The organism is Acidovorax sp. KPB24-03 (assembly GCF_057546605.1).
Window position 1 is genome coordinate 1 of sequence record NZ_BAAJYR010000070.1, and the last position, 15,919, is coordinate 15,919.

At 68.6% G+C, this 15,919-nt stretch carries 17 protein-coding genes and 1 pseudogene; all 18 read left to right on the forward strand.

Annotation, left to right across the window (positions count from 1 at the left end; all coding sequences use genetic code 11):
* Positions 1-229 (forward strand): integrating conjugative element protein (locus AC27KI_RS10570; RefSeq protein ID WP_487089973.1); only part of this gene is annotated, 229 nt, incomplete at its 5' end.
* A gap of 20 nt (positions 230-249) precedes the next feature.
* A complete protein-coding gene (gene traD / locus AC27KI_RS10575; protein WP_487089972.1) occupies positions 250-2,409 on the forward strand; it encodes a type IV conjugative transfer system coupling protein TraD in 2,160 nt (719 codons plus the stop codon).
* Positions 2,406-3,155 carry a TIGR03747 family integrating conjugative element membrane protein gene (locus AC27KI_RS10580; RefSeq protein ID WP_487089971.1) on the forward strand — a complete coding sequence of 250 codons (750 nt, stop codon included), beginning with the start codon at positions 2,406-2,408 and terminating at the stop codon, positions 3,153-3,155. Before traD ends, AC27KI_RS10580 begins: the two co-directional genes overlap by 4 nt.
* Positions 3,156-3,268: 113 nt before the next feature.
* Positions 3,269-3,676 (forward strand): integrative conjugative element protein, RAQPRD family, encoded by a 408-nt coding sequence (locus tag AC27KI_RS10585; RefSeq protein ID WP_487113757.1) that lies wholly within the window; start codon positions 3,269-3,271, stop codon positions 3,674-3,676.
* Entirely contained in the window at positions 3,673-3,912 is a 240-nt protein-coding gene (locus tag AC27KI_RS10590) for a TIGR03758 family integrating conjugative element protein (protein WP_096450688.1), read from the forward strand. Before AC27KI_RS10585 ends, AC27KI_RS10590 begins: the two co-directional genes overlap by 4 nt.
* 21 nt (positions 3,913-3,933) lie before the next feature.
* Positions 3,934-4,311 (forward strand): TIGR03745 family integrating conjugative element membrane protein, encoded by a 378-nt coding sequence (locus AC27KI_RS10595; RefSeq protein WP_487089969.1) that lies wholly within the window; start codon positions 3,934-3,936, stop codon positions 4,309-4,311.
* Positions 4,312-4,323: 12 nt separating this feature from the next.
* Positions 4,324-4,752: a TIGR03750 family conjugal transfer protein gene (locus tag AC27KI_RS10600; RefSeq protein ID WP_487089968.1), complete on the forward strand. Its 429-nt coding sequence runs from the start codon at positions 4,324-4,326 to the stop codon at positions 4,750-4,752.
* Positions 4,749-5,441: a PFL_4703 family integrating conjugative element protein gene (locus AC27KI_RS10605; protein WP_013721995.1), complete on the forward strand. Its 693-nt coding sequence runs from the start codon at positions 4,749-4,751 to the stop codon at positions 5,439-5,441. The genes AC27KI_RS10600 and AC27KI_RS10605 overlap by 4 nt, the downstream gene beginning before the upstream one ends.
* Positions 5,438-6,366 (forward strand): annotated as a pseudogene (locus tag AC27KI_RS10610) (TIGR03749 family integrating conjugative element protein). Before AC27KI_RS10605 ends, AC27KI_RS10610 begins: the two are co-directional and overlap by 4 nt.
* The gene (locus tag AC27KI_RS10615) at positions 6,356-7,822 is read left to right on the forward strand and encodes a TIGR03752 family integrating conjugative element protein (RefSeq protein WP_487089966.1); all 1,467 of its coding nucleotides are present in this window, start codon (positions 6,356-6,358) and stop codon (positions 7,820-7,822) included. The pseudogene AC27KI_RS10610 and the gene AC27KI_RS10615 overlap by 11 nt, the downstream one beginning before the upstream one ends.
* Entirely contained in the window at positions 7,803-8,237 is a 435-nt protein-coding gene (locus AC27KI_RS10620; protein ID WP_487089965.1) for a TIGR03751 family conjugal transfer lipoprotein, read from the forward strand. The genes AC27KI_RS10615 and AC27KI_RS10620 overlap by 20 nt, the downstream gene beginning before the upstream one ends.
* Positions 8,237-11,131, forward strand: a complete 2,895-nt coding sequence (locus tag AC27KI_RS10625; RefSeq protein WP_487113759.1) for a conjugative transfer ATPase — start codon at positions 8,237-8,239, stop codon at positions 11,129-11,131. The genes AC27KI_RS10620 and AC27KI_RS10625 overlap by 1 nt, the downstream gene beginning before the upstream one ends.
* An 11-nt stretch (positions 11,132-11,142) precedes the next feature.
* Positions 11,143-11,892 carry a DsbA family protein gene (locus tag AC27KI_RS10630; RefSeq protein ID WP_487089199.1) on the forward strand — a complete coding sequence of 250 codons (750 nt, stop codon included), beginning with the start codon at positions 11,143-11,145 and terminating at the stop codon, positions 11,890-11,892.
* A 191-nt stretch (positions 11,893-12,083) separates the two neighbouring features.
* Positions 12,084-12,578, forward strand: a complete 495-nt coding sequence (gene radC, locus AC27KI_RS10635; protein ID WP_487089200.1) for a RadC family protein — start codon at positions 12,084-12,086, stop codon at positions 12,576-12,578.
* A 155-nt stretch (positions 12,579-12,733) separates the two neighbouring features.
* Positions 12,734-13,180: a TIGR03757 family integrating conjugative element protein gene (locus AC27KI_RS10640; protein WP_487089201.1), complete on the forward strand. Its 447-nt coding sequence runs from the start codon at positions 12,734-12,736 to the stop codon at positions 13,178-13,180.
* Entirely contained in the window at positions 13,177-14,127 is a 951-nt protein-coding gene (locus AC27KI_RS10645; protein ID WP_487089202.1) for a TIGR03756 family integrating conjugative element protein, read from the forward strand. The genes AC27KI_RS10640 and AC27KI_RS10645 overlap by 4 nt, the downstream gene beginning before the upstream one ends.
* A gap of 9 nt (positions 14,128-14,136) precedes the next feature.
* Positions 14,137-15,537, forward strand: a complete 1,401-nt coding sequence (locus AC27KI_RS10650; protein ID WP_487089203.1) for an integrating conjugative element protein — start codon at positions 14,137-14,139, stop codon at positions 15,535-15,537.
* A complete protein-coding gene (locus AC27KI_RS10655) occupies positions 15,537-15,896 on the forward strand; it encodes a hypothetical protein (RefSeq protein WP_487089204.1) in 360 nt (119 codons plus the stop codon). The genes AC27KI_RS10650 and AC27KI_RS10655 overlap by 1 nt, the downstream gene beginning before the upstream one ends.
* The last annotated feature ends 23 nt before the right edge of the window (positions 15,897-15,919 follow it).

A 15,919-nucleotide genomic window follows, 5' to 3' on the forward strand; every position in this document is an offset into this window, starting at 1 on the left:
CGGCGACGACGACCGCTCGCGCGCCTGGCTCAAACAGCGGGGCAAGGACTTGCAGGCGCTGCGCGCCGTGGGCCTGGTGGTCAACGTTGCGACGCCCGAAGCCCTGGCCGCACTGCGCCGCCTGGTACCGGGCTTGATGCTCTCGCCGGCCTCGGGCGACGAGCTGGCGCAGCGCTTGGGGCTCAAGCACTACCCGGTGCTGATCACCGCCACCGGCATCGAGCCCTGACGTGACGTGAAGCACCCGCCATGGCCCAGTCCCAAGCCGTCGAAGTCTTGCTGCGGCCAGCGGTGGAGCTATACACCGTCGCGGTCTGTGCGGGCGCCGCGCTTCTGTGCCTGGTGGCCCCGTGGTCGCTCGCGCTGAGCCCCTTGCTCGGCCTGGGCAGCGCGCTCGCTTTCCTCACCTTCGGCGCGCTGCGTTTTCACGATGCTTGGGTCATCCTGCGCTACCGGCGCAACATCCGGCGCCTGCCGCGCTACGTGATGACCAGCCGCGACGTGCCGGTCAGCCAGCAGCGGCTGTTCGTCGGCCGGGGCTTCCGCTGGGATCAGCGACACACGCACCGGCTCATGCAGACCTACCGGCCGGAGTTCCGCCGCTACGTCGAGCCGACGACGATCTACCGGATGGCGCGGCGCATGGAAGAGCGCCTGGAGTTCGCGCCGTACCCGCTGTCGAAGATGGCGAAGGCCCTGGCCTGGGACAACCCGCTCAACCCGGCGCGTCCGCTGCCGCCGGTGGGCGGTATGCCGCGGCTGCACGGTATCGAACCGTACGAGGTCGACGTCACGCTGCCATTGGCCGAGCGCGTCGGCCACAGCCTGGTGTTAGGTACGACCCGCGTCGGCAAGACCCGCCTGGCCGAGCTGTTCATCACCCAGGACATCCGGCGCAAGGTCAACGGACAGCACGAGGTCGTGATCGTCTTCGACCCGAAGGGCGATGCCGACTTGCTCAAGCGCATGTACGTGGAAGCCAAGCGCGCCGGGCGCGAAGGCGAGTTCTATGTCTTTCACCTGGGCTGGCCGGACATCTCCGCGCGCTACAACGCGGTGGGCCGCTTCGGACGCATCTCGGAAGTCGCCACGCGCATCGCGGGCCAGCTTTCCGGTGAAGGCAACAGCGCGGCGTTCCGCGAGTTCGCCTGGCGCTTCGTCAACATCATCGCGCGGGCCTTGGTCGAGCTGGGGCAGCGGCCCGACTACCTGCTGATCCAGCGTCATGTCATCAACATCGATGCGCTGTTCATCGAGTACGCCCAGCACTACTTCGCCCGGAACGAGCCCAAGGCCTGGGAGGTCATCGTACAGCTCGAAGCCAAGCTGAACGACAAGAACATCCCGCGCAACATGATCGGCCGCGAGAAGCGCGTCGTCGCGCTGGAACAGTACCTCTCGCAGGTGCGCATCTACGACCCGGTGCTCGACGGCCTGCGCAGCGCGGTGCGCTACGACCGGACGTACTTCGACAAGATCGTCGCGTCGCTGTTGCCTCTGCTGGAGAAATTGACCACCGGCAAGATCGCCCAGTTGCTGGCGCCGAACTATTCGGACCTCTCCGACCCGCGGCCGATCTTCGACTGGATGCAGATCATCCGAAAGCGGGCCGTGGTCTACGTCGGCCTCGATGCGCTGTCGGACGCGGAAGTCGCGGCGGCAGTTGGCAACTCGATGTTCAGCGATCTCGTCTCGGTCGCCGGCCACATCTACAAGTTCGGCATCGACGACGGCCTGCCGGGTGCCGCGACGGGCGTGAAGGTGTCGATCAACGTGCACGCCGACGAGTTCAACGAACTCATGGGCGATGAGTTTATTCCGATGGTCAACAAGGGTGGCGGTGCCGGCGTGCAGGTCACGGCCTACACGCAGACCCTCTCGGACATCGAGGCGCGCATCGGCAACCGCGCGAAGGCGGGTCAGGTCGTCGGCAACTTCAACAACCTGTTCATGCTGCGCGTGCGCGAGACCGCTACGGCCGAACTGCTGACGCGCCAACTGCCCAAGGTCGAGGTCTACACGACGACGGTGATGAGCGGCGCCACCGACAGCTCCGACCCGACCGGCAACACCGCGTTCACGTCGAACACGCAGGACCGCATCAGCAGCAACAGCGTGCCATTGATCGAACCAGCGCACGTGGTCGGCCTGCCCAAGGGCCAATGCTTCGCGCTGATCGAGGGCGGGCACCTGTGGAAGGTGCGCATGCCCTTGCCGGCACCCGATCCCGACGAGGCCATGCCCAAGGATCTGCAGGAGCTGGCCGGCTACATGCGGCAGCACTACGTCGAGGCCGGCGACTGGTGGGACAACAAGGGGCTTCCCGGTCTGCAGGACCAGGCACTGCCCGACGATCTGCTCGCCGACTTCAAGCAGATGGCGAGCGCGGATGAAGAGGCCACGGCATGAGCGATCCCGCCGTCGCCGTCCAGCGCCAACAGATTCGCCAGCAGGGCCTGATCGCGGGGCTGGTGACGCTGCCGTTCCGGCTGTTCGGTGTGTTGATCGGCTCGCTGCTGCTGTGCATCGTGATCGAGTGCATCGGCATGCGCTTCCTCTGGCCCGAGCAGGGCTGGCGCCATGCGCAGGGCATGTTGAACTACGAACTGTCGCAGCTCTCGGAGCATTTCACGCAAAGCGTGCTGGTGCAGGAGCCGGGGCGTAGTGCGCGCCAGCTTGTCGAGTGGGCCTACCAGGGCTTGTTCGTGAAGACGGGCCTGCTGGACTGGATACGCGACGCCGCGGCGCAATCACGCGCCGGTGCCAAGAGCCAGGCGCAGGACTTCCGCTACTACATCGGGCAGCTCTACGCGCATGTCGAGAGCTACGTCATCGCCTCGGCCTACACGGTGCTGGTGTTCCTCGTGCGGCTGCTGGTACTGATCCTGACCTTGCCGCTGTTCCTGATGGCGGCCTTCACCGGCCTGGTGGATGGCCTGGTGCGCCGTGACGTGCGCGGCTTCGGCGCCGGGCGCGAATCGGGCTTCGTCTACCACCGGGCGAGGGCCAGCCTGATGCCGCTGGCGGTGCTGCCCTGGGTCACGTACCTGGCGCTGCCGGTCAGCGTGCATCCGCTGCTGATCCTGCTGCCCAGCGCCGCGCTGCTCGGCGTCGCGGTCTGCATCGCGTCGGCGACGTTCAAGAAGTACCTGTAGCCGCATCGGCCGCCGTCGCGGAAAGCGGTGGCGGGCCGGTTCCGATTGATTGCGGCACCGGAAGACCGGCCGTTTGAGCATCAAGCCATCCGCATCCCTCGGAGAACGGCTCGATGGAAACCACTCGCAATCCCGCGCAGGTTCGGCGTTTCGCCGTCGCGGCACCCTGGGCCGTGCGTCTTGCCGCGCTGCTGCTTGCCGCTGCCGGATTGCAGCCCGCCATCGCCGCTGACGCCTCCGACAACGCTGCGGAGCGCGAGATGCTCGCCGCGGTGACGCGCCAGCTCGACCTGCTGGATCGCCTGGCCGAGCGCGCCGCCACCACCGCGCCGCAGGAGCGCACCCGCTACCACTTCGACTACGCGCGGCTGCGTGCCGACCTGGAGCGCGTGCGTGCCGGGGTGCGCGACTACCTCGTTCTGCAACGCGCCCAGCCGCGTGATCCCGTGCCGCTGGCCGGCGACTACACGCGCAGCAACGCGGCGCCTGCGACGCCGGCCAAGGAGGCGCCGTCGCCATGACGCCTTCCGCCGATCAGGTCGCTGCCTTCACGGCCAACGGTGGGTTCGCCCCCGGGGCCGTCTCCACCGTCGTGCTCGGTTTCGTCTTCGCCGTCCTGCTGCTGTGGGGGGTGTGGGCGATGCGCACCGCCTATGTCGGCTGGGCCGAGCACCACCTGACCCAACGCCAGTTCCTCGGCGTCATCGTGCGCTTCGTCGCGATGTACCTGGTGCTGGGCTTTTTCCTCCTGTCCTGACCCCATGAAAGGTACTTCGCCATGAACGCTCCCGCTACTTCCCGCCGCCCCACGTCGCGGCCCGCCGCGCGCCTCGCCGCGTGGCTGATCCCGCTGGGCATCGCCGCCACGCCGCTGCCGTCGTTCGCCGACCTTCCCACGCTGGAAGACCCGTCGCGGGGCACCGGCAGCGGCATCATGCAGACGCTGCAGAACTACGGCTACGACATCGTGCTGCTGATCGCGCTGCTCGTCGTCGCCTCGATGTTCGTCGGTGTCTGCTACCACGCCTACACGCGCTACGCCGAGATCCATACCGGCCGCGCGACGTGGGGCCAGTTCGGCCTGACGGTGGCAGTGGGCGCAATCCTGCTGGTCGTCGGCATCTGGCTGCTGACCAAGGCCACGGGCGTCCTGTAAGGCCCGGCAACGATGGCCGGCGCCCTGGAGAGCCCGTCGCGCGATGGGCTCGTGACCTTCCTGCCGCACCGCCTCAACCGCCATCCGGTGGTCGTGCGCGGGCTCACGGCCGACGAGCTGTGGGTCTGCGCCGGCGTGTCCGGCGCGGCCGGCCTCCTGGCCGGCGTGCCGCTGGCCTGGCTGACGCACAGCATCGCGATGGTGCCCACGCTGATCGTCGCCGGCATCGGTGTCGGTGTCTTCGTGGGCGGCGGCCTGCTGCGGCGGTGGAAGCGCGGCCGGCCCGAAACCTGGCTGTACCGCCAGCTCCAGTGGCGGCTCGCGCTGCGCTACCCCGCGCTGGCAGCGCACGCCGGCGGGGGCCAGCTCATCACCCGTTCGGGCTGGTGGTCCACGCGGCGCCTGCGGCCCGATCCGTCCCTGCGTCGAGGCAGACCATGAGCCGATTCAAGAACGAGGTCGCGCACCTGCAGGCGCACGTGAAGACCCTGCGCCTGGCCGGCGCCGCGCTGTTCGTCGTGGCGCTGCTGCTCGGCTTCGGCTGGTGGAGCGCACCCAAGAGCCTGACCATCCACGTGCCGCCCGATCTGCGCTCGGGCAGCACGCGCAAGTGGTGGGACGTTCCGCCCGAGAGCGTCTACGCCTTCACCTTCTACATCTGGCAGCAAGCCCAACGTTGGCCGACCAACGGCGAGCAGGACTACCCGCGCAACCTGCATGCGCTGTCTGCGTACTTCACGCCGAGCTGCCGCGCCTTTCTGCAACAGGACTTCGAGTTCCGCCGTAGCAATGGCGAACTGCGTCAGCGCGTACGCGGCATCTACGAGATTCCGGGTCGCGGTTACGGCGACGACCCGGCCATGCGCGTGCGCACCGTGTCGGCCAACAACTGGATCGTCACGCTGGACGTGAGCGCGGACGAGTACCTGGGCGCCGAGCAGGTCAAGCGCGCACTCGTGCGCTACGCGCTCAAGGTCGTGCGCATGGACGTGGACCCCGAGCGCAACCCCTTCGGCCTGGCACTGGACTGCCATGCGCGCGCGCCGGAGCGCATCGAGACCCCGCCGCCTGCGGCGCCGCCCGGCCGGGCCGCGAGCGCCGGCTCCAACCTGCAGGGAGACACCCCATGAAGTCCCTCGTGAAGCGTTCATCTGCGGCGGCCCTGGCTGGCCTGCTGCTGTGCCTGGCCTTCGTGCCTGCGGCCCATGCCATCGAAATCCTGCGCTGGGAGCGCTTGCCGCTGGCGGTGCCGCTGGTGGTCGGCCAGGAGCGCGTGGTGTTCATCGAGCGCAACGTGCGCATCGGCGTGCCGCCCACTGTTGGCGAGCAGTTGCGCGTGCAGAGCGCCGGTGGCGCGATCTACCTCCGCGCCAATGCGCCGATCCCGCCCACGCGGTTGCAACTGCAGGACGTGGAGTCGGGCGCGCTGATCTTACTGGACATCGCGGCCGAGCCGGCGAAGGCGGGCCAACCGCGCTTGAACCCGTGCGCATCGTCGAAGCCGATGTGCCGGCGACCCGCTACGGCGAGCCGGCAAAGACTGCGGCGACGGCGGACGACGATGTGGCGCGCACAGTCCCCGCAGCGAAGCGCGCCACGCCGGTGGCGGTCGCGCTCACCCGCTATGCGGCGCAGAACCTCTACGCGCCGTTGCGCACCGTGGAGCCCGTTCCCGGCATCGGCCGCGTCAATCTGCGCCGTGGGCTGGAGCTTTCCACCTTGCTGCCCACGCTGCCGGTGCGTGCGCAGGCGCTGGCCGCTTGGCGGCTCGAAGACCAGTGGGTGACGGCGGTGAAGCTCACCAACGCCTCCGGGCGCTGGCTCGACCTCGATCCCCGCGCGCTGCAGGGCGACTTTCTCGCCGCGACCTTCCAGCACCCGAATCTGGCGCCGGCCGGCCGCGCCGCCGACACCACGGTGGTCTACCTCGTGACCCGTGGCCACGGCCTGGCCGAGTCGCTGCTGCCCAAGCTCTCACCGATCGACGCGACGGTGAACCTGCCGCCGGCCGCGGCGGCCGGCCAGGCCGAAGGAGGTGCCCGCCATGAAAAGTAACCCCCTCCTGAAGTGGCTGCTGATCCCGATGGCGCTGGTGCTGCTGTTCGTCGGCATCAAGATGTTCTCCGGGGATCGCGGCGCCAAGCCCGTTCCGGCCGGCAGCGCCAACTCGCTCACGCCCGAAGAGATGAAGGCGCTGGGCATCGAGGGCGACACGCCGCGCGATACCGTTGCCACACTGGTGGCCCAGGTCAAGCAGTTGCGCAACGAGCTGCAGACGGCGCTCAACGACAACAAGAACCAGAAGAGCGAGAACGAGCGTATGCGCGCGCGGGAAAGCGCGATCGACCAGCGCATCCAGTCCGCGCTGGATGGTGAACGCGGCCGCCTGCAGCAGGACCGCGAGCAGTTGGCCGGCGACCGCCAGCAGACCCAGGGCCTGCTGCAAGACCTGCAGCGGCGCCTGGATGGGCTTTCCGGCAAGGGCGGCCAGGCCGATCTGCCGGTCGGGCTCGGCCTGGAGGACGGCGACGGCAAGGGCTTCAGCGGCAGCCAGGGCGGCGCCGCGCGCAGCACCAGCGGCACGCGCTGGGTGGAACCGGACGATGCGAAGCCTTCGGCGAAGAACGGCAGCAGCGGCGGCCTGAACTTTCCGACCAGCTTCGGGCCGGCACAGAAGACGCTTTCCGACACGGCCGACAACGTGGCCAGCACCGTCGCGGATGCAGGCAGCCGCGCCGTGGGCGCGTCGTCCAAGCCGGTCTACACGGTGCCGTCGAACTCGACGCTGATGGGCTCCATCGCGATGACCGCGCTGATCGGCCGCGTGCCGATCGACGGCACGGTCAACGACCCGTACCCCTTCAAGGTGCTGATCGGCCCGGACAACCTCACCGCCAACGGCATTGACATTCCCGACGTGGCGGGCGCGGTGGTCAGCGGCACGGCCTCGGGCGACTGGACGCTTTCCTGCGTGCGCGGGCAAATCCGCTCGGTGACGTTCGTCTTCAACGACGGCACGGTGCGCACCATGCCGGAGGACGGCAACCGCAACCAGAACGGCGGCTCGGGCGGCAACGCGAACAGCACCACGCACGGCGGCCTGGGCTGGATCAGCGACCCCTACGGCGTCCCCTGCGTCAGCGGGGAACGGCGCAGCAACGCGCAGCAGTACCTCGGTTCGCAGGCCCTCATCACCGCGGCCGGTGCCGGTGCGGCCTCCCTCATCAAGTCGGACAACGGCAGCGTGGCCGTGGTCGCCAACAGCAACGGCTCTCTCGGCACCGTGGGCATCAGCGGCAACGAGGCCATGGGCCGCATCCTCGCCGGCGGCGTGCGCGACATGGCCGATTGGGTCAACAAGCTGTACGGGCAGGCCTTCGCCGCCGTCTACGTGCGCCCCGGCGCCAAGGTCGCCGTGCACCTGGAGCAGCCGCTCAACATCGACTACGACGCCAAGGGGCGCCGGGTCAATCACCGCATCGGAGGCAAGCATGCGTCGGATTTGGATTGAATCGGCCGTGGTGCTGTGCGCGGTCGTGGTGCTGGGCGGCTGCGCCACCAGCAAGGACAAGGTACTCCCGCACGGCGACTACACCATGCTCGACGTGTGGAACCAGGAGACGGGCGGCAGTGCCGGCGGCGGGCAAGCGGCGCGGCAACTGCTCGATGCACGCCAGGGCCTGCGCCGGCCGCTGACGGAGGCCGACGTGCATGCGGCGCCCGCCGCCGCTACCGCCTACACGCGCACCGCGGCCAACGAGATCTACCGCCAGTTCCACCGGCTCCCCAACCCCGATCTGGTCATGTACGTGTTCCCGCACCTGGCTGGCAGCGATCCGGTGCCAATGCCTGGCTACACCACCGTCTTTCCCCTGTATCAGAGGGTCCAGTACGCCATGCCCGGCGAACGCCTGGAGGACTACTGATGGCCTGGACCTTGCCCTGGCCGCGCAAGGCCCTCGCATCGGCTGGCCCTGAGCTGCACGACGAGGATGCCTGGTCGCGGCATGTGACGACACTGGCGGCACACGGCATCCCGGAGCCGGGCACCGTCGCGGATGACCGGCTGCACCGTCCTGCCACCGAGGCGGACCAGCAGGCGCTCTACGGTGTGGCGCCGTCCTTCGCCGACCTGCTGCCTTGGGTGGAGTACCTGCCGGGTTCCAAGAGCATGCTGCTGGAAGACGGCCAGTCGGTGGCGGGCTTCTTCGAGCTGGCGCCGGTGGGCACCGAGGGCCGCGAGATGGCCTGGCTGTGGCAGGCGCGCGATGCGCTGGAGAACGCACTGCAGGACTCCTTCGACGAACTCGACGAGAACCCCTGGGTGGTGCAGCTCTATGCCCAGGACGAATCGAGCTGGGACAACTACCTGCGCGGGCTGGCCGACTACGTTCGGCCGCGCGCCCAGGACAGCGCCTTCACCGACTTCTACCTGCGCTTCTTCGGCCATCACCTGCGCGCCATCGCCAAGCCCGGCGGCCTGTTCGAGGACACGACGGTGACGCGCCTGCCGTGGCGCGGCCAGGTGCGGCGCGTGCGCATGGTGGTCTACCGGCGTGCGAGCGCGGCGACCGCATCGCGGCGCGGTCAGTCGCCCGAGCAGGCACTGACGACGATCTGCGACCGGCTCGTGGGCGGCCTCGCCAACGCGGGCGTGAAGTCCCGGCGCATGGCGGCGGCCGACATCCACGCCTGGCTGCTGCGCTGGTTCAACCCGCACCCGACGCTGCTCGGCCCCAGGGCCGATGACCGCGAGCGCTTCTACGAGCTGACCCGTTACCCCGAGGAAACCGAGCAAGGCGAGATCGAGCTGGCCAGCGGGGACTTCGCGCACCGCCTGTTCTTCGGCCAGCCGCGCTCGGACATGGCGAACGGCACCTGGGTGTTCGACGGCATGCCGCACCGGGTCATCGTGATGGACCGGCTGCGCATGCCGCCCGCCACCGGCCACGTCACCGGCGAAACCCGCAAGGGCGGCGATGCGGTCAATGCGCTGTTCGACCAGATGCCCGAGGACACGGTGATGTGCCTGACGGTCGTCGCGACGCCGCAGGACGTGCTCGAAGCTCACCTGAACCTCCTGAGCAAGAAGTCGGTCGGCGAGACGCTGGCCTCGGAGCAGACACGCCGCGACGTGCAGGAAGCGCGCGGGCTGATCGGCAGCGCGCACAAGCTGTACCGCGGCGCGCTCGCCTTCTACCTGCGCGGGCGCGACCTGGCGCAGCTCGACGCCCGCGGCCTGCAACTGGTCAACGTCATGCTCAACGCCGGTCTGCAGCCGGTGCGCGAGGAAGACGAGGTGGCGCCGCTGAACAGCTACCTGCGCTGGCTCCCGTGCGTGTTCGATCCGGCGCTGGACAAGCGCCAGTGGTACACGCAACTGATGTTCGCGCAGCACGCCGCGAACCTTGCGCCGGTGTGGGGCCGCAGCCAGGGCACGGGGCATCCGGGCATCACGTTCTTCAACCGCGGCGGCGGGCCGATCACCTTCGATCCCTTGAACCGGCTCGACCGCCAGATGAACGCGCACCTGTTCCTGTTCGGGCCGACCGGCTCTGGCAAGTCGGCAACGCTCAACAACATCTTGAACCAGGTCACGGCCATCTATCGGCCGAGGCTGTTCATCGTGGAGGCTGGCAATAGCTACGGTCTGTTCGGCGACTTCGCCACGCGGCTCGGCCTCAAGGTGCATCGCGTGAAGCTCGCGCCCGGCGCCGGCGTCAGTCTCGCGCCGTTCGCCGACGCGCACCGGCTGGTCGATACGCCCAGCCAGGTGCAGACCTTGGATGCCGATGCGCTGGACGAGGACCAGGAGCCCGCAGCGCAGGCGGCGAGCCGCAGCGACGAAGTGGACGAGCAGCGCGACGTGCTCGGCGAGCTGGAAATCACCGCGCGGCTGATGATCACCGGTGGCGAGGACAAGGAAGAAGCGCGCATGACGCGCGCCGACCGCAGCCTGATCCGCCAGTGCATCCTCGACGCGGCGCAGCGCTGCGTGGCCTGGCAGCGCACGGTGCTCACGCGCGACGTGCGCGACGCGCTGCGCGAGCGCGCCCGCGACACCTCGCTGCCCGAGGTGCGGCGCGCGCGCCTGCTGGAGATGGCAGACGCGATGGATATGTTCTGCCAGGGCGTGGACGGCGAGATGTTCGACCGCCCCGGCACGCCCTGGCCCGAGGCCGACATCACCATCGTGGACCTCGCCACCTTCGCGCGGGAGGGCTACAACGCGCAGCTCTCCATCGCCTACATCTCGCTGATCAACACGGTCAACAACATCGCCGAGCGGGATCAATTCCTCGGCCGGCCGATCATCAACGTGACGGACGAGGGCCACATCATCACCAAGAACCCGCTGCTCGCGCCCTACGTCGTGAAGATCACGAAGATGTGGCGCAAGCTCGGCGCCTGGTACTGGCTGGCGACGCAGAACATCGACGACCTGCCCAAGGCCGCCGAGCCCATGCTGAACATGATCGAGTGGTGGATCTGCCTCTCCATGCCACCGGACGAGGTGGAGAAGATCGCGCGCTTCCGCGAACTGAACGCGGCGCAGAAGGCGCTGATGCTGTCGGCCCGCAAGGAGGCCGGCAAGTTCACCGAGGGGGTGATCCTCTCCAAGAGCATGGAAGTGCTGTTCCGTGCGGTGCCGCCCAGCCTCTACCTGGCGCTGGCTCAAACCGAGCCGGAAGAGAAGGCGGAACGCTTCCAGTTGATGCAGCAATACGGCATCGGCGAGCTGGATGCGGCCCTCAAGATCGCCGAGAAGATCGACCGCGCCCGCGGCATCGAATCGCTGGCGCTCGATGCGCTGGCGTGATGGAGAACACCATGCGGATCGCTCGCTTCATTCCATCCCGCTCCGTTGCATTGGTCGCTGTGCTGCTCGTCGTCGCGCTGATCGCGGCGGCCTGGCTCGGCTTGCAGCCACAGATGCCGACGGCCGAACCCGTTTCCCTCTCGGCTGAACCGACCGCCGCACCTGCGCCGGCACCCGCATCCGGCCCGCCATGGCGCTATGGCCGCGACGATGCGCGCTTCACGGTGGTGGAGTACGCCGACCTCGAATGTCCGTTCTGCCGCGCCTACTTCGCGGTGCTCAAGCAGTGGATCGACGCGCACCCCGAGGTGAACTGGCAGTGGCACCACCTGCCGCTGGCAACGCACGAGCCGGCTACGACGGCCAATGCGCGCCTGGTCGAGTGCGTCGGCGAGGCCGGTGGCCCGGCCGCGTTCTGGCAGGCGGTCGAATGGGTCTACGCGCACACCCGCGGCGACGGCCAGGGCCTGCCCGAGGGCCTGGGCTATCCCGGCCTCACCCCGGCCACTCAGCAGTGCCTCGACAGCGACCGCCCCGACACACTGATCCGCGCGCAGTCGGCGAGCGCGGCGCAGGAAGGTATCAAGGTCACGCCCACGCTGCGCCTGCTGGACCGCCAGTCCAGCAAGACGCTGCTGCTGCATGGCCCGGTCGAAGGCGATGCGCTGCTGTCGGCCATCGACCTGCTGGCGGCCGGCGGCATCACCGAGACCGCATCGAAGGAAATGCCTGCCGAGTCCCTCGGCGACATGCCCAGGTAGCCCCGATCTTCAAGGCTACGCCGCGGCCCCGGCCGCGCTGATCGACCCGTTCGCCTCGCATCCTGGACGCGAACAGCCACTGCGCATGCGGTGGCGGATGCCCACTTTTCCACTGCCGTTCTTCATCGTCCCCCGGAGGGTTTGCCCTCCCGGGGCAGGCGTCCTCCGATCTCATCCTGTGGAGGTTCGCCATGTCCTATGCCGTCACCGACTCGCGCCCTGAGTCACTTACCTTGATCGCTTCGCAGCACGAAGACTGGATCATCCACCAAGCCATTACCTTGCTGGAGCAACGCATCTTCAAGGCCGGCCCGATGCTGAACAGTCCGACTACCGTGCGCGACTACCTGCATCTGAAACTTGTTGGGGAACCCAACAAGGTCTTCGCCGTCGTGTTCCTCGACGCCCAACACCAGGTCCTTGCCTACGAGCCGATGTTCAAGGGCACGGTCGATCAGACCTCGGTGTATCCACGGGTCGTGGTGCAGCGCGCCTTGGCCCTTAACGCCTCGGCGGTCATCCTGGCTCATCAACACCCGTCCGGTGTGACCGAGCCATCAAGCGCCGATCGTGCGCTCACCGACCGGCTCAAAGCTACCCTGACGATGGTCGATGTTCGGGTAGTGGATCACTTCATCGTCGGCAAGGGCACACCGTACTCCTTCGCTGAATCCGGCCTGCTGTAGCGTTGCCGACCGTTTGGTCCCCGCGGGAGCCTCGGCTCCCGTTTTCTTTGCATGTCTGCCCAAAGCGGAGTGCGCGCGGTGCGCATTCCTTGTCGCAGCGGACATGCCTTCGGCGTTCGACTAGGGGCCTTGCTCTCATTCCCAGGACGCCCGCCATGACGGCTCCCTTGTTCAATTCCATCCCGCGACTGCGGGCCACGCGCATGGCGTGCGCGGGAGGGCTTGTGCTAGCCCTGTGCGGCCAGGTCGCTTCTGCCGCCGACGTGCTGGTCGTGACCGACAGCCACCATCCCGTGCAGCCCACTGCCGGCGTGCGCGTGATCGAGCTGGACCTGCCAGAGCGCATCGAGGCCGAGCTGGCGGCCGGTCTGCCCAACGACCCCAGCCGCGCGGCCGCGCTCGTGCAGCAGCGCCTGCGCGATGGCGGCCCGGCCTTACAGCACCGCATCGGCAGCGCCTACCAGGGTGTGGCCGATGCTTGGGGGCTGGGCATCGCCGAGGTGCCCGCCGTGGTGGTCGATCGCCGCTACGTGGTCTACGGCGAGCCCGACGTGGCGCGTGCCATGGCCCGCATCGAAGCCCATCGGAGGACGCAGCCATGAAACGCCTGCTGTCGGCATCGTCGCGCCGCGCGCGCCTTGCCATCGCTTCGGTGCTGCTGGGCGGTGCGGCATCGAGCTTCGCTCTGAACACGGCCACCATCGTGTCCTCGGCCCTGTCGCCCGACTGCATCGAGTACCGCGTCGTCGGCATCTGCTACTGGCTGTTCTGCACCACGTTCGGCTGCTCGGTGCGCGCGTCGGTGAAGGTGCGGCACTACGTTCCGGACGCGGTGGTATCGAGCTACAGCAATACCGGGCAGAACCCGTGGGTCGAGGTGCGTGCGATGAGCGCGCCGAACCCGACGGCGCAGGCCGGCGGCGACGGGACGACGAACCACGACAACGAGAACAACCTCGCCAAGTTCAAGAACGCCGATGTCATCGGCCACCCCGGCGGCTACGTGTTCAGCCAGTTCGCGAGTTCCTTCGGCTATTCGTGCGAGGGCGCCGGCACGGCCTTCATGCCGTACCTGCTCAGCACGCTGGACGCCATCGCCTGGCGCTACAACATCCCGGAAGCCTTCTACCCCGAAGCGCTCATTCCCGGCCGGCGCGAAATCGGCACGCGCACCGGCCTGAACCTGTGGGGCAACGTCTACGCGCGCGGGGGCTTCCTGCACCAGACCGACGACCACAAGAGCGGCGCCGTGGTCGCGCAGCGCGCGGGCGACGTCGTGACGCGGCGTAACCAGATCCACGTGTACCAGCCGCTGCTTGCCAGCTCGCGCGACGGCTACTGGCCGGCCGGCGCGCTGATGGAGACCGACGCCTCGACGGGCAAGTGGCAACCGCTGACGCCCACGCTCTCGAACAGTTGCGTGGTTTTCCCGCATAGCGGAAGCCTCACGCAGGCCCAGCAGGGCGACTACGCCTGGGCGCTGTGGCGTCCCTATGCCTGCTGCCAGCGCCGCGGCCAGGTCTTCCTCGGCAGCGTCGATTTCAACTGAGGTGCGCCCATGAAAACGTCCTTCTCCCATCTCGCGCAACGCGCCAAGCCCTACGCGCTCAGCATCGCACTCGCCAGTGCCATCACGGCAGCAGCCGGCGTGGCCTGGGCGCAGACCCGCATCAGCCCGACCGGCGTCGGCGTGAGCGGCAGCGTCATCGGCGACGACGTGCTCTACAGCATCGGCGGCGGCCGGGCCGTGTCCATGGGCGGCGCCGGGAACATGCAGAGCATCGGTGTGGGCATCGGCTGGAACAGCAACCTCATCTGCGGCGACATGAGCATCACGACCACGTTGCAGAACCAGTTGAACGGCATCACCAACGGCTTCCAGCAGATCATGAGCAACGTGATCCAGAGCGCGACCAGCGCCGTGGCCTCGCTGCCGGCGCTGATCATCCAGCGCGCCGATCCGGGCCTCTACAACCTGCTGACCAATGGCGTGCTGCAGGCTCGGCTCGACTTCGACCGCAGCAAGCTGACCTGCAAGGCGATGGCCAACCGGATGGCGGACATGGCCGGTGGCCAGGCTGGGTGGGACCAGCTCGCCGAGGGCTTTGCGCTGCGCGATGCGGTGAGCAGCACCGATGCGGTGTCCGCCGTGGAGCAGGCTGAATCCAACAAGGGCAACAACGGCGTGCCCTGGGTCGGCGGCGGCAACGCAGGTGGCTCGGGCCAGGGTTCGATCAAGGTGGTCGGCGACGTGACCCGCGCCGGCTACAACCTGCTGAACAGCCGCGGCGTCACGGACACCTCGTCCATCCCGCGCGCCTCCTGCGGCAACCGGCTGACCTGCCAAACCTGGTCCTCGCCGCAGGCCGCAGCGGACTTCGCCACGCGCGTGCTCGGCGAGCGCGAGCAACGCACCTGCGAGACCTGCACCAAGACACAGACGACGCCCGGCGTCGGCCTGACGCCGGTGATCCAGGAAGAGTATGAGACCAAGCTGCAGGCGCTGCAGGGCCTCGTGACGGGCTCGACGCCGATGACGGTGGCGAACCTCGAAACCGCCGGCAGCAACTCGCTGCCAATCACGCGCGGCGTGATCGAGGCGCTGCGCGACGAGCCTGATCAAGACCTGCTGGGCAAGCGCCTGGCATCCGAGGCCGCGCTGTCGAGCGTGCTGGAGAAGGCCCTGTTGCTGCAACGCACGCTGCTCACCGGCAAAAAGGAGCCGAACGTCGCCGCCAATGAGCTGGCCGTGAAGGCGGTCGATCAGGAAAACACGGCGTTGGAGCAGGAGATCAACAACCTTAAGACCGAGCTGGAGCTGCGGCGCACGCTGGCCGGCAATTCGGCGATGGCGATCGTGCAGCGGCACGGCACGCGCGCCGCCGGCTCGCGCGGCATCTTCGAGGGCGACACCACGCGCGACCGGCTCAAGGAAGTGCAGAAGCCGAGGAACCCCTGATGGCCGCGCGCGCATGGACCTGGCTGCGGCCTGCCTGGCTGTTCAACCGGCGCGTGGCCCTCGCGCTGCTGTGGGTGCTGGCGGTCGCCGGCATCGCGGCGGGCGTCAACGTCGTCGGCCTGCATGTCGTCGGCAGCATCGACGGCTGGGAGCGGTGGCTGCGCGAGCACTCGGCCCACTTCCTGGTGTGGCGGCTGCTGGTCTACGCGGCGACGGCCTACGGCTGGTGGTGGATGCGTCGGCGCCTGCGCGAGCGCGAGCCGTCGCCCGAGGCGCACCAGCGCCTGCTGCGCGTCGAGATCGCGGCCGTCGTCACCCTCGTGCTGCTCGAAGGCAGCCAACTGCTGCGCAGCGGCTGAACGACTGAGCAACCGTCTTGGCT

What these genes read in the sequence shown, in the direction of transcription:
- traD (WP_487089972.1), top strand. Translation starts at nt 250, where the DNA reads ATGGCCCAGTCCCAAGCCGTCGAAGTCTTGCTGCGGCCAGCGGTGGAG.
- AC27KI_RS10580 (WP_487089971.1), top strand. Translation starts at nt 2,406, where the DNA reads ATGAGCGATCCCGCCGTCGCCGTCCAGCGCCAACAGATTCGCCAGCAG.
- AC27KI_RS10585 (WP_487113757.1), top strand. Translation starts at nt 3,269, where the DNA reads ATGGAAACCACTCGCAATCCCGCGCAGGTTCGGCGTTTCGCCGTCGCG.
- AC27KI_RS10590 (WP_096450688.1), top strand. Translation starts at nt 3,673, where the DNA reads ATGACGCCTTCCGCCGATCAGGTCGCTGCCTTCACGGCCAACGGTGGG.
- AC27KI_RS10595 (WP_487089969.1), top strand. Translation starts at nt 3,934, where the DNA reads ATGAACGCTCCCGCTACTTCCCGCCGCCCCACGTCGCGGCCCGCCGCG.
- AC27KI_RS10600 (WP_487089968.1), top strand. Translation starts at nt 4,324, where the DNA reads ATGGCCGGCGCCCTGGAGAGCCCGTCGCGCGATGGGCTCGTGACCTTC.
- AC27KI_RS10605 (WP_013721995.1), top strand. Translation starts at nt 4,749, where the DNA reads ATGAGCCGATTCAAGAACGAGGTCGCGCACCTGCAGGCGCACGTGAAG.
- AC27KI_RS10615 (WP_487089966.1), top strand. Translation starts at nt 6,356, where the DNA reads ATGAAAAGTAACCCCCTCCTGAAGTGGCTGCTGATCCCGATGGCGCTG.
- AC27KI_RS10620 (WP_487089965.1), top strand. Translation starts at nt 7,803, where the DNA reads ATGCGTCGGATTTGGATTGAATCGGCCGTGGTGCTGTGCGCGGTCGTG.
- AC27KI_RS10625 (WP_487113759.1), top strand. Translation starts at nt 8,237, where the DNA reads ATGGCCTGGACCTTGCCCTGGCCGCGCAAGGCCCTCGCATCGGCTGGC.
- AC27KI_RS10630 (WP_487089199.1), top strand. Translation starts at nt 11,143, where the DNA reads ATGCGGATCGCTCGCTTCATTCCATCCCGCTCCGTTGCATTGGTCGCT.
- radC (WP_487089200.1), top strand. Translation starts at nt 12,084, where the DNA reads ATGTCCTATGCCGTCACCGACTCGCGCCCTGAGTCACTTACCTTGATC.
- AC27KI_RS10640 (WP_487089201.1), top strand. Translation starts at nt 12,734, where the DNA reads ATGACGGCTCCCTTGTTCAATTCCATCCCGCGACTGCGGGCCACGCGC.
- AC27KI_RS10645 (WP_487089202.1), top strand. Translation starts at nt 13,177, where the DNA reads ATGAAACGCCTGCTGTCGGCATCGTCGCGCCGCGCGCGCCTTGCCATC.
- AC27KI_RS10650 (WP_487089203.1), top strand. Translation starts at nt 14,137, where the DNA reads ATGAAAACGTCCTTCTCCCATCTCGCGCAACGCGCCAAGCCCTACGCG.
- AC27KI_RS10655 (WP_487089204.1), top strand. Translation starts at nt 15,537, where the DNA reads ATGGCCGCGCGCGCATGGACCTGGCTGCGGCCTGCCTGGCTGTTCAAC.